Annotated in this window: 12 protein-coding genes and 1 tRNA gene; 4 read left to right on the forward strand and 9 right to left on the reverse strand. The window is 71.3% G+C overall.

Translation table 11 applies throughout. The features are described from left to right. The first annotated feature begins 71 nt into the window (after positions 1-71). The gene (locus tag APR03_RS04050; RefSeq protein WP_253833033.1) at positions 72-566 is read left to right on the forward strand and encodes a hypothetical protein; all 495 of its coding nucleotides are present in this window, start codon (positions 72-74) and stop codon (positions 564-566) included. Positions 567-578: 12 nt separating this feature from the next. Here APR03_RS04050 and APR03_RS04055 read toward each other — a convergent pair whose 3' ends face one another. Next, positions 579-2000, reverse strand: a complete 1422-nt coding sequence (locus APR03_RS04055) for an FAD-binding protein (protein WP_253833035.1) — start codon at positions 1998-2000, stop codon at positions 579-581. A 241-nt stretch (positions 2001-2241) separates the two neighbouring features. On the opposite strand from APR03_RS04055, the gene APR03_RS04060 reads away from it, so the two are divergent. Next, a complete protein-coding gene (locus APR03_RS04060) occupies positions 2242-2781 on the forward strand; it encodes a MarR family winged helix-turn-helix transcriptional regulator (RefSeq protein WP_253833036.1) in 540 nt (179 codons plus the stop codon). Positions 2782-2815: 34 nt separating this feature from the next. On the opposite strand, the gene msrB is transcribed toward APR03_RS04060, so the two are convergent. Further along, positions 2816-3214, reverse strand: a complete 399-nt coding sequence (gene msrB / locus APR03_RS04065; protein ID WP_253833038.1) for a peptide-methionine (R)-S-oxide reductase MsrB — start codon at positions 3212-3214, stop codon at positions 2816-2818. Positions 3215-3338: 124 nt separating this feature from the next. Further along, positions 3339-4838 carry a DEAD/DEAH box helicase gene (locus tag APR03_RS04070; RefSeq protein WP_253833040.1) on the reverse strand — a complete coding sequence of 500 codons (1500 nt, stop codon included), beginning with the start codon at positions 4836-4838 and terminating at the stop codon, positions 3339-3341. 189 nt (positions 4839-5027) lie between these two features. Between APR03_RS04070 and APR03_RS04075 the strand changes: the two genes are divergently transcribed. Next, complete coding sequence (locus tag APR03_RS04075; protein WP_253833042.1) at positions 5028-5795, forward strand: M50 family metallopeptidase; 768 nt, start codon at positions 5028-5030, stop codon at positions 5793-5795. A gap of 124 nt (positions 5796-5919) precedes the next feature. Here APR03_RS04075 and APR03_RS04080 read toward each other — a convergent pair whose 3' ends face one another. Then, entirely contained in the window at positions 5920-6204 is a 285-nt protein-coding gene (locus tag APR03_RS04080; RefSeq protein WP_253833044.1) for an iron-sulfur cluster biosynthesis family protein, read from the reverse strand. Between the two features lie 224 nt (positions 6205-6428). Here APR03_RS04080 and APR03_RS04085 point away from each other — a divergent pair. Continuing rightward, positions 6429-6501, forward strand: a tRNA-Lys gene (locus APR03_RS04085). Positions 6502-6782: 281 nt separating this feature from the next. Here the strand turns inward: APR03_RS04085 and APR03_RS04090 are convergent. From APR03_RS04090 to APR03_RS04110, 5 genes are all read right to left on the reverse strand, one after another. After that, complete coding sequence (locus APR03_RS04090; protein WP_253833046.1) at positions 6783-8399, reverse strand: DHA2 family efflux MFS transporter permease subunit; 1617 nt, start codon at positions 8397-8399, stop codon at positions 6783-6785. Then, the gene (locus APR03_RS04095) at positions 8396-8899 is read right to left on the reverse strand and encodes a MarR family winged helix-turn-helix transcriptional regulator (protein WP_253833048.1); all 504 of its coding nucleotides are present in this window, start codon (positions 8897-8899) and stop codon (positions 8396-8398) included. The genes APR03_RS04090 and APR03_RS04095 overlap by 4 nt, the downstream gene beginning before the upstream one ends. 173 nt (positions 8900-9072) lie before the next feature. Next, positions 9073-10515, reverse strand: a complete 1443-nt coding sequence (locus APR03_RS04100; protein WP_253833050.1) for a sugar porter family MFS transporter — start codon at positions 10513-10515, stop codon at positions 9073-9075. Between the two features lie 86 nt (positions 10516-10601). Continuing rightward, on the reverse strand, positions 10602-11606 hold the full coding sequence (locus tag APR03_RS04105) for an inorganic phosphate transporter (RefSeq protein ID WP_253833052.1): 1005 nt from the start codon (positions 11604-11606) through the stop codon (positions 10602-10604). Between the two features lies 1 nt (position 11607). Continuing rightward, positions 11608-12225, reverse strand: coding sequence for a DUF47 domain-containing protein (locus APR03_RS04110; protein ID WP_253833054.1), 618 nt, complete (start codon positions 12223-12225; stop codon positions 11608-11610). Positions 12226-12377 lie beyond the last annotated feature (152 nt).

Here is a 12377-nt window from a genome sequence, read left to right on the forward strand (position 1 = left end):
GTTCCGGGACAGTTCACCGCCCGGTCCCCCGGATGCGCGGATTCCCGGCCCCGGATGGTTTCATGTGCGCCATGGTTCCCTCCGTCAACCTCCGCACCCGCGGCGTGACCGCCGTGACCGCCGTCGTCCTCCTGCTCGCCGCATGCTCGGGTGGCGGCGCCGCGGACGACGGGGCGAGCGCAGCGCCGTCGGGGAGCGCGACGTCGCCCGAGCCCGCAGGATCGCCCGCCGACCCCGACGCGCCCCTGGACGCGAACCAGGCGTGCGCCGCCATGTACGTCGACGCGGACGGTCAGGGCAGGACCCTCGAGGAGCGCGTCGGCGCCGCGCTCGTCGGGGCGAGCAAGGAGCTCACCGGCACGTCGGCCGACGAGATGCACGCCCTCGCGGTGGAGCTGGGCCGGCTCGAGACGCGCGTGCCCGAGGAGTTCCGGGCTCCGGTCGAGCAGGTCCGCGTGCCGTTCCTGCAGCTCCAGGAGGGCCTGGACCTCGGCGCGGACCAGGAGATCGAGCTCGACATCGCCTCGACGGTCGAGGGCCTCAAGGCGTTCGAGGAGCTCTGCTGAGCCGCCGCCGGGCTAGCCGAAGATGCCCTGGCCCGGCGTGAGCACGCGGCGCGGGTCGTAGCGGTCCTTCGCCTGGCGCACGACCGGCCAGCGCTCCCCGTAGTGGGCGCGCCAGTCGGCGGTGGTCAGGTGCAGCGCGTTCACGGGGTACTGCGTGCCGCCCGCCGCCCGGACGCGTGCGTAGAGCGCGTCGTTGTCGGCGACGAGCCGCTCGGCCTCGGCGTCGTCCGGCGGGCTCACCGCGCGCAGGAGGGCGAGCAGGAAGAACACGGGCCCCTCCGGCACCTGCACCTGCGGGCGTCTGATCAGCGTCCGGTCCGTGGGGTAGAGCAGAGCGACCCCGCCGGCGTCGGCCGGGGTGAGCGTCGTGAGGAGGTCGGTGACGATCTCGTCCGTGGCGGCGTCCGGGATCAGCACGTTCAGCCACGGCCCCGGGAGCCGGAGCGCCTCGATCTGCTCCACGGTCTCGTAGACCCGGTTCAGCCAGTCGAAGTAGGGCACGTCGACGACGTCGACGCCCGACGGCGCGAGGCCGGCCAGCAGGGTGTCGTCGTCCGGCGGCTCGATCGTGTACCAGGCGCCGGCCTCGAGGACGAAGGCGAAGTCGTCGTCGTCCGTGGGGACGAACTGGCCCTCCAGGTAGTCGAACCGGCCGTCGGCCAGGACGGTGCGCTGGGCCGCGGTGAGGTCGGTGACCCGCGGGTACGTCAGCGTGTAGACGCGCGCCATGGCGGGGGCCGCCTGGAGGCGCACGGTCGCGCGGACGATGACGGCGAACTGCCCCAGCCCGCCCAGCACCGCCTCGAACAGGTCCCGCTCCTGGGTGTCGGAGCAGGTCACGAGCCGGCCGTCACCGGTGACGACGTCGAGCTCCAGCGTGTTGTCGACGAGCAGCCCGAAGTGCTGCGAGGCACCGCCGATGCCGCCGACGCTGAGCGTGCCGCCCACCGAGAGGCCGAGGTAGTCGGTGCTGACGGGCGGCGCGACGCCCTCGGCCAGGGCCGTCCGGACCAGGTCCAGCCACTGCACGCCGGCGTCGACCACGGCGCGGTCCGGCGCGATCTCGTGGATGGTGGCGAGCGTGCGCGAGTCGATCACGACGCCGCCGTCGGCCTGTGCCTGGCCGAAGGTGGAGTGGCCCTGGCCGCGGACGGCGACGGTTAGCCCGTGCTCGTTGGCGAACCGGACCACGGCGACGATGTCGTCCACGGAGCCCGGCCGCAGCACCGCGCGCGGCATGAGGTGGGCCAGGTGCCCGTAGTCCGTGGCGGCCTCGACCAGCGAGGCCTCGTCGGTGACGAGCTCACCGTCGAGGTGGGGGATGCGGACGGCTCCGCTGTTCTCGGGGAGGCTGGTGAGCCAGCGGGAGGTGGCCGGGTCGAATGCGACGACGGCGGCGCCTGCAAGAAAGGTTCGGCGGTCGAGCTGTGCCATGTGTGCCCCTCAGCGTCGTGTCGGGCGACCACGGTACCGGTACGGATGGCGGGGTTGGTGCCCTTTTCGTGGATGAGGTCTTGTGCGGATCTGGCATATCCTGCGCGGTTATCCGTCTTTTCCGGACAAAGCCCCCTGTGGCGTGAGTCACGCCACCGCGACGGACGTGCGACGGCGTCCTGACGGGGGATTTCTGGGCACCGGACTGGGATCCTGTCGCACGAGGCGTCATCATGGGCCCATGCTCTCCAGCACAGAGTCCGGTACGGACGCCTCCGAGGACCAGGCGGACGCCTCCGCCCGCGTGCCCGCCGAGGACGCCGGGGTCGGCGACCTCGGACCGTTCGAGGGGCTGGAGCGCGAGATCCGGCTGCTGATCCGCCGCGCGCAGTCGAACGGGGCGTCGATCGCACGGCGCGTGCACCCCGAGCTCGAGGCGAGCGCGTATCCGCTGCTCGCCCACATCGCCGAGCGGCCGGGTGCGCGAGGCTCGGACCTCGCGTCGTACTTCGGCGTCGGCCGGGCGACCGTGTCCCGGCAGCTGAGCCGTCTGGTCGAGCTCGGTCTCGTCGAGCGCACGGTCGACCCGGAGGACAGCCGGGGCCAGCGCATCACGCTGACGCCCGACGGTGCCGACCGGTTCGACCGCGCCCGCACCAGCCGGGTCGCCATGCTCGAGGCGGCGCTGTCCACCTGGGAGAAGGAGGACGTCGCCCAGCTGGCCACGCTCCTGCGCCGCTACTCGGCGGACATCGTGGCGTGGAAGCAGAGCGGACGCTGAGCGCGCCCGCCCGCCGTCAGTCCTCCTCGAACCGTCAGCCCTCCTCGAAGGTCAGGCTGACCGAGTTCATGCAGTAGCGGTCGCCCGTGGGCGTCTGCGGCGCGTCGTCGAAGACGTGACCCAGGTGCGAGCCGCACGTCGCGCAGCGCACCTCGGTGCGCACCATGCCCAGGGAGCGGTCCTCGATCAGCTCGACGGCGTCGCCCGCGAGCGGGCTGTAGAACGAGGGCCAGCCGCAGTGGGAGTCGAACTTGGTGTCCGAGCGGAACAGCTCGGCGTCGCACGCCCGACAGCGGTAGACACCGGTGCGCTTCTCGTCGAGCAGCTCACCCGTCCACGCCCGCTCGGTGCCGGCCTGGCGCAGCACCGCGTACTCCTGGCGCGACAGCTGCTCGCGCCACTCCTGGTCGGACTTCGAAATCTTGTAGGTCATCTCGACACCTCCGCTCAGAGCAACTGCCGGCCGGCCGGCAGTGTTCCACTTCTTACGAACGTGTCAGACCCTCAGGTCACCGGGGTGGCCTGAGGGTCTGACACGTTCGGATCCGGGGCTGGGATCAGCTCGTCGCCGAGGCGTTCGGGTTGCCCGCACCGCGCCCGCGGCCGCCCCGGCGCCGACGACGGCGGGGGCCGCCGTCCGCGTGGTCGCCCTGGCCGCCGCTGCCCGACGCCGGACGTGCGACACCGCGCTGCCCCGCCCCCTGGGAGCCGCCCTGGGCGCGCGACTGGCCCTGCCGGCCGCCGTTCTGGCCGACACCGTTCTGGCTCGGCCCGCCCTGGCGGCCCGAGCGCGAGCGTCCGCCGCCCTGCTTCGACGCGCCCTGACGGCCCTGCTGCTGCGGCGGGGCCGGCGGCACGTACTCGACGTACGGCGCGACCTCGCCGACCAGGCGGGTCACGGTCGCGTCGCCGGGTGCGACGTCTTGCGGGCGGGCGGTGATCCGCGCCTTGCGGGTCAGGTCCCGCACGTCGCCGCGCTCCTCCGGCAGCATGATCGTCACGACGTCACCGCCGGAGCCGGCTCGCGCCGTGCGCCCCGAGCGGTGCAGGTAGGCCTTGTGCTCGGCCGGCGGGTCGACGTGCACCACGAGCTCGACGTCGTCCACGTGGATGCCGCGGGCGGCGATGTCCGTGGCGACGAGAACCTTGACCGCGCCCGACGAGAACGCGGCGAGGTTGCGCTCGCGCGCGCCCTGGCCGAGGTTGCCGTGCAGGTCGACGGCGGGCACGCCCGCCGCGGTGAGCTGCTTGGCCAGCTTCTTGGCCTGGTGCTTGGTCCGCGTGAACAGGACGCGCCGGCCCGTGCCCTGCGCGAGCTGCTGCACCACGTTCTTCTTCGCCTCCTTGTCGGCGACGGCGAGGATGTGGTGCGTCATCTGCGGGGGCGGCGCCGCGGCGTCGTCCACCGAGTGGGTGACCGGCTGGTGCAGGTAGCGCTTGACCAGCACGTCCACGCCGTTGTCCAGCGTGGCCGAGAACAGCAGGCGCTGCGTACGCGAGCCGGTCTTGTCGAGGATGCGCTTCACGCCCGGCAGGAAGCCGAGGTCGGCCATGTGGTCGGCCTCGTCCAGCACGGTGATCTCGACGTCGTCGAGCGTGAGGTGCCGCTGGCCGAGGAGGTCCTCGAGGCGGCCGGGGCAGGCGATGACGATGTCCACGCCCGCGTTGAGCGCGGTGACCTGGCGCGACTGCGCCACGCCGCCGAAGATCGTCGTCGTCTTCAGACCGAGGGCCTGCGCGAGGGGCGCGACCGACTCGTCGATCTGGTTGGCGAGCTCGCGCGTGGGCGCGAGGATCAGCGCGCGGGGACGGCCCGCGACGCGGCGCGGCTGCCCCGCCGCGGCGGCACGGGCGCCCGACGTGGCCAGGCGCGTCACGACCGGCAGCGCGAACGCGAGCGTCTTGCCGGAGCCGGTGCGGCCGCGGCCGAGCACGTCACGGCCGGCGAGGGAGTCGGGCAGGGATGCCGTCTGGATGGGGAACGGCGTGGTGATGCCGCGGTCCGTCAGCACGCTCACGACGGGCGCGGGCAGACCGAGGTCGGCAAAGGTGGTCAAAAGAGATGGGCCTCTCGGGCTCGGTGGCGGCGCGTACCGCGCCGGTGGTCCGCCGTGCTCACACCGGGCGGCGGGTTGGTACCCGGGCCGGGGCCACGACGGCAGGCGGCTGGAGCCGCCCACGACCAGTCATCATCTCACGCCCCTGTGACACCCGGCTGCGGCGAACGTCACGTTCGGTGTGGTTCTATGTGCCGCATGATTTCCGCAGCGACCAGCACGGCCGGGCCGTTCGCCACCCTCGGCGACGTGCTCGGCACCATCTGGACCAACGCGGTCACCCCGGTGGAGCCGCCGTCGGACCTGACGGTGCTCGCCATGTGCGCGATCGCGCTGGTCGTCGTCGTGTTCCGGCCCCTGTGGCACGTGACGCGCCACGTCATCACCATCGCCCACGAGGCCTCGCACGGCCTCGGGGCCCTGCTCACCGGCCGCAAGCTCGAGGGCATCCGGCTCCACTCCGACACGTCCGGCCTGACCGTCTCCCGCGGCAAGCCGCGCGGCCCGGGCATGGTCATCACGGCCTTCGCCGGCTACGTGGGTCCCGGCATCATCGGCCTCGGCGCCGCGTGGCTGCTGCGGCAGGGGTACGCCGTCGGCCTGCTCTGGCTGCTGGTGGTGCTGCTCGCACTGCTGCTGCTGCAGATCCGCAACTGGTTCGGCCTGTGGTCGATCCTGGTCAGCGGCGCCGGTCTCGTGTTCGTGACCTGGTTCCTCACGGCCCCGGTGCAGAGCGCCGTCGCCTACGCCGTGACCTGGTTCCTGCTGCTGGGCGCCGTGCGCCCGGTGTTCGAGCTCCAGGTGCAGCGCTCCCGGGGCCAGGCGAGGACGTCCGACGCCGACATGCTCGCCCGCCTGACCGGGGTGCCGGGGCTGTTCTGGGTGCTGATGTTCGTGCTCGTGACCCTCGGCGCCCTGGTGCTGGGCGGTGCGTGGACGCTGGGCGTGGCGCTGTAGCCCGCTTCCTGGCGTACTCCCTTGGCGCACTCTCTGGCGCACGACGAGGCCCCGGGTACCCACCGTGCGGTGGGTGGCCCGGGGCCTCGGCGATGGTGCGGTGCGGCGCCCGGAGGCGCCGACGTCACGCCGTGGGCGTGAGCACGAAACCCGGACCTTCGGCACCCGGGTCGGTGTCCAGGGTCAGCGTCTCCAGCGCGGGGGCTGCCTGCGCCTCGACGAACACGTTGGTGGAGCCGGAGGCGTCGACGACCTGGTCGTCGGGCTGCGGCGCCGGAACCAGCGCGAGCTCGAAGTTGCCCGGCTGGCCGGACGCCTGCGCGATGCGCAGACCGCCCTCGACCGGCACCCCCGCCTGCTGGGCGAGGTCCTGGACGGCGGTACGAGCGTTGTCAGTCACGGTGAGCACGATGAGCTCCTCACATTGGTTCTCCGCGGACCAGTCCACCGAACCAAGCCCGTACCTCGTCCGCAAGCGTGAGACGCGTTTGGCCTGATATCTCCCGCTGGGTGAGACAGCGCGTGACAACGAATGTGAGAAGCCGTACGGTGCCCCGCTGGTTCCGCCTCGACCACTCTGCCAGCGCTGACGGGTAGGCTTGCTGCTCGCGCCGTCCGGTGTGGCCGGCGCACGGGCCTCTAGCTCAACTGGCAGAGCAGCGGACTTTTAATCCGCGGGTTCCGGGTTCGATCCCCGGGGGGCCCACCCTTTCGGCCCGCTCAGGCTGCGCGAACATGCCATCGAGCGGGAAGTAGCTCCGGGCTCCTACGCCATCTGTGAGCAGCCGCGCACGGTCTCGTTGGAGCGGGTCACCCGCCACGATGCCACCCGCCATGACACCACAGCCGTCGCGGCCATCGTCCGCACCCTGATCGACCCCACGTAGCCCGCGCATGCCGCGAGGTCGGTCCCTTGTCTCGAGATCGGCACAGTGATGTACCGATCTCGAGACAAGGGACCGACCTCGTGTGGGTTCGCCGGCAGGATCAGGAAGCCGTCGGCTCCAGGTCCTTGAGCTGGTCGATGCCCGAGCGGTGACCCAGCGGGACCTCCTTGATGAGGATCACGCAGATCAGCGCCACCACGGCGAGCGGCACGGCGGCCAGGAAGATCTCCGCGATGCCGTTGGCGTAGGCCTTCTCGACGACCTGGACCAGCAGCGGCGGGAGCGTCGCGAGGTCAGGGAGCGTGTCGCCGCCCGACTGGAAGGCCGACGGGTCGATGCCCTGCTTCGCGAGCTGCGGGGCGATGTCGGTGATGCCGTCCTCCAGGCCCACCTTCACGCGGTGCCCCAGGACGGCACCGAGCGCCGAGACGCCGATGGCGCCGCCGAGCGAACGGAAGAACGTCACGGTCGACGTGCCCGAGCCCGAGTCCTTGATGTGCAGCGTGTTCTGCGTGGCCAGCACCATGTTCTGCATGAGCAGACCGACCCCGGCGCCGAGCACGAACAGGTAGATCGAGACCAGCACGAACGACGTCTGGTAGTCCAGCGTCGACAGCAGCAGCAGGCCGCCCGTCAGGAGCACGCCGCCCGTCACCATGTACGGCTTGTACCGGCCGGTGCGGGAGATGAGCTGACCGCCCACCGTGGACGACAGGAACAGGCCCACGACCATCGGGATCGTGTACAGGCCGGACTCAGTCGGCGTCTTGCCGCGCGAGAGCTGCATGTACTGGCTCAGGAACACCGAGGAGCCGAACATCGCGACGCCCACGGCCACCGAGCCGATGACGGCGAGCACCAGCGTGCGGTTCTTGAACAGGTACATCGGGATGAGCGGGTTGGCCACGCGCAGCTCCACGAGCACCGCGATCGCGAGGACCACCAGGGAGCCGCCGAGCATGGCCGCCGTCTGCCAGGAGAGCCAGTCGAACCTGCTGCCCGCGAACGTGATCCAGAGCAGCAGCGTCGCGACGCCCAGGGAGATCAGGGTGGCGCCGATGACGTCGATCCGGGCCGAGCCGCGGGGCCGCTTCGGCAGCTTGAGCGTCATCTGCAGCACGATGATCGAGGCGACCGCGAACGGCAGGCCCACGAAGAAGTTCCAGCGCCAGCTGATGGCGTCCGTGAGGAACCCGCCCAGGATCGGTCCGCCGACCATGCCGACGCCCATGATCGAGCCCATGAGGCCCATGTACCGGCCGCGCTGGCGCGGGCTGATGATGTCGGCGATGAGCACGGCCGACAGCGACTGGAGGCCGCCCGCGCCGATGCCCTGGAAGGCGCGGAAGGTGATGAGCTGGCCGGCGTCCTGGGCGAAGCCCGCGGCGGCCGCGGACAGCACCGAGATGACCAGCGCGATCTGGATGAGCGTCTTGCGGTTCGTGAGGTCGGCGAGCTTGCCCCAGATCGGGGTGGAGATCGTCGAGGTCAGCAGGGTCGCCGTCACCACCCAGGTGAACGCGGACTGGCCGCCGCCGAGGTCGGTGATGATCTTCGGCAGCGACGACGACACGACGGACATCGCGAGCACCGACACGAACATGCCGAGGAGGATCCCGGACAGGGCCCGGAGGACCTCGTTGTGCGTCATGGCGGGCGGCTCGCCCTGGAGGTGGCCGGGTTCGGCCGCGACGGTCTCTGTGGTGGGGCTGGTCATGCAAACTCCTGCTGGTTCTGGGGTGCGCGCCGGCGCTCGGTGTCCGCGCTGATGGTGTCGACCAGGCGGTCCAGCGTGCGGATCGCCTCGTCGAGGTCTTCGGGTGACCAGGCGGAGAACGCCCGGTCGATCAGTGCCGCGTACTGCTCACGGGCCTCGGCGGCGAGCGCGAGCCCGGCGTCGGTCAGCTCGATGGTGCGGACCCTGCGGTCGTCCGCGTCGACGGTGCGGACGACGTAGCCGCCGTCGACCAGCGTGCTGACCTGGCGGCTCGCGACCGAGAGGTCGACGCGGAGGTGAGCCGCGACGTCGGTCAGGGAGGTCGGGCCGCACCGGGCGAGCAGGTGCAGCAGGGCGACGCCCGACCGGGGCCAGTCGAGCTCGTGGGCGATGCGTCCCGCCGCCTCCCGCTGGGCGCGCGCGAGACTCTGCAGCGCGGTGACCAGGGCGACGGCCGGAGCTTCGGTGCCGGACGGTGACCGGCTCAGGGTGGAAGACATCGTGCCTCGCATTTGATTGCTTAAGGCAACGATAACTCGATAGTTGCCGAATGCAAGTGTCTGTCGGGGCGACATTCGTGTGACGTGCGCGACACCGGCGTCGCGCGGGTACGCGAACGGCGCCGCCCCCGGGTGGGGGACGGCGCCGGCGGTCCTGCGGGTGTGCGGCGGGGTCAGGCGGCGGAGCGGCTCTCCTCGCCCATGTCCTCCAGCTCCATGCCCTTGGTCTCGCGCACCTTGGTGAGCACGAAGAAGAAGCTCAGCGCCGCGAAGATCGCGTACAGGAGGTACGGCACGGCCGCGCCGAAGGCGGAGAGCAGCGGCGGGAACGTCATGGTGATGACGAAGTTGGCGATCCACTGCATGGCCGCGGCGACACCGAGGGCGGCCGCACGGATGCGGTTGGGGAACATCTCGCCCAGCAGCACCCACACGAGCGGGCCCCACGACGCACCGAAGAAGACGACGAACGCGTTGGCGCAGACCAGTGCGATCACGCCCCACGGCCCACCGAGCGTGATCTCGTCACCCGAGCCGGTGGCCTGCGTGAACGCGATCGCCATGAGGCCGAGCGACAGGGTCATGCCGGCGGACCCGATCAGGAGCAGGGGACGGCGGCCCACCTTGTCGATCAGCGCGATGGCGATGAAGGTGACCGCGACGTTCGTGACCGCCGTGATGGTGGAGACCAGGAACGCCTGGCTCTCGTCGAAGCCGACGGCCTGCCACAGCGTCGTCGAGTAGTAGAAGATCACGTTGATGCCCACGAACTGCTGGAACACCGACAGCAGGATGCCTACCCAGACGATGGGCTTGAGGCCGAGCGCGCTGCCACGCAGGGTGCCCTTCTCGGCGTTCTCCTCGTCCGCGGCGATGCTGCGGCGGATCTGGGCGAGGCGGTCGTCGGCGTCCTCGTCCGGGCCGAGCACGCTCGCCAGCACGGCGCGGGCCTCGTCGTCGCGCCCCTGCGCCGCGAGGTAGCGGGGCGACTCCGGGATGCGGAGCGCCAGGATGCCGTAGACGGCGGCGGGCACCACCGCGACCAGGAACATCCAGCGCCAGGCCTCCCACCCGAGCCACAGCACGTTGGCGGCGCCGTCGGCGGACTCGGCGAGGATCTGGTCCGAGAGCAGCGCCGCGAAGATACCGACCGTGATCGCGAGCTGCTGCAGCGAGCCGAGCCGGCCGCGCATCGCGGCCGGGGCGATCTCCGCGATGTAGGCGGGAGCGATGACGGACGCGATGCCGATGCCCACACCGGCCATGAACCGCCACACCGCGAGGTCCCAGGCGGTGAACGCGATGGCGGACAGGATGGACGAGACGAAGAACAGGATCGCGCCGAGCACCATGACGTGGGTGCGTCCCCACCGGTCGGCCAGACGGCCGCCGGCCCACGCACCGAGCGCGCAGCCGAGCAGCGCGACGGCGACGACGAACCCGGTGACCGACGGGTCGAGCTCGAACTGACCCTCGATCGCGTTCACCGCGCCGTTGATCACCGAGCTGTCGAACCCGAACAAGAAACCGCCCACCGCTGCGGCGAAGGCGAGGGCCGTTGCTTTGCGGTGGGCTGATCTGGCTCCGGCGTCCGGGGCCGTTGGCGTGGTGCTCATGCGTTCGATGCTAAGTCTCACCCGGTGACGGTCGCGCGGGGAGCGGATCGCCCGCCGCGCGACCGGTCGGACGGCCCGCCGGTACGTCAGGTGAGCAGCGGCCAGAGCGCCCACGTCGCGAGCGCGGCCACCAGGGCCGCGGCCGGGATGGTGAGCACCCAGGCGACGGCGATGTTCTTGGCCACGCCCCAGCGGACGGCGGACAGCCGCCGGGTCGCGCCGACACCCATGATCGCCGAGGTGATCGTGTGCGTGGTCGAGACCGGGGCGTGCAGCGCGAACGCGTTGACGTAGAGCACCAGCGCCGAGACGGACTCGGCGACGAACCCGCGCGCCGGGTCGAGCTCGATGATCTTGCGGCCGAGCGTGCGCATGATGCGCCAGCCGCCCGAGTACGTGCCGGCGGAGATGGCGGCCGCGGCGGACAGCTTGACCCACAGCGGGATGCCGTCGGCCGGGTTGGCCCAGCCGACCGTCAGCAGCGCCAGGTAGATGACGCCCATCGTCTTCTGCGCGTCCTGCAGGCCGTGGCCCAGGGCCATCGCGGCGGCCGACGCCGTCTGCGCGATCCGGAAGCGACGGTGCGCCTTGGCGGGTGCCGCGTTCCGGAAGATCCACATGACGGCGACCATGGCGCCGAAGGCGAGGCCGAAGCCGACGACGGGCGAGATGATCATCGGCAGCACCACCTTGTCCACGATCGCGGACCAGTAGACGCTCATGCCGCCGGCGAGGCCGGCCCCGACCAGCCCGCCGATGAGGGCGTGCGTGGACGACGAGGGCAACCCGAACCACCACGTGATCAGGTTCCAGACGATCGCCCCGAGCAGGGCACACAGGACGACGGCGAGCTCCGCGTGGGTGCCCGCGCCCTCGAGGTTCACGATCGACTTGGCGATGGTCTCTGCGACCTCGGTGCCGAGCAGGGCGCCGGTGAAGTTCATGACCGCCGCCATCAGGAGAGCGACCCGGGGCGTGAGCGCCCGGGTCGAGACGGAGGTCGCGATGGCGTTGGCGGCGTCGTGGAAGCCGTTGGTGTAGTCGAAGCTCAGGGCGAGCGCCACCACGAGGACGACGAGGGCGACCTCCAACTCAGGACTCCTTGAGGGCGATGGTCTCGACCATGTTCGCCACCTTCTCGAAGCTGTCCGCGGCGTTCTCGAGGACCTCGACGATCTCCTTCAGCTTCATGAGCTGGACGGGGTCGCTCGCGAGGTCGTCGAACAGCTGCGCGATGAGCTTGCGGTGCAGCTTGTCGGCCTGGTTCTCGAGGCGGTTCACCTCGACCCAGTAGTCGGCGAGCTTGTCCATCGAGCGCAGGCGCGGCATGGCCTCCGCCGTCAGCTCCGCGCACCGCTGCAGAACCTGGACCTGCTCGGACACGCGGTCGGGCAGGGCGTCGACCTTGTAGAGGACGATGAGGTCCGCTGCCTCGTCCATCTCGTCCATGCAGTCGTCCAGCGCCGACGCCAGGCCGGAGATGTCCTCGCGGTCGAACGGCGTCACGAACGTCTGGTTCAGGCGGCGCATGATCGAGTGCGTGGCGTCGTCGGCGAGATGCTCGACGTCGTGCATCTCCTCGGCCAGCTTCTCCCGGCCCGGCCGGTCGGCCCCGAGCAGCTCTGCCAGCAAGGACGCCCCCCTGACCAGGTGCTGGGCCGAGGCGGCGAGAAGATCGAAGTACGTGGTGTCGCGCGGAGTAAGGCGCACGAGGGCTCCCGTTGTGAGTGCTCTGGAACAGGCTCAGCGTAGGGCTGTTGCCGACTATCGCCAATTTGCAAGGTCCTGCTTGGCGGACTCGTGACGCACGGCACAGGCCCGCCGCAGGGCACGCGCGCGTCGTCGGCCGCCAGACCGGGAAG

The sequence above is a fragment of the Promicromonospora thailandica genome, assembly GCF_024171955.1.
Classification (GTDB): Bacteria; Actinomycetota; Actinomycetes; order Actinomycetales; family Cellulomonadaceae; genus Promicromonospora; species Promicromonospora thailandica.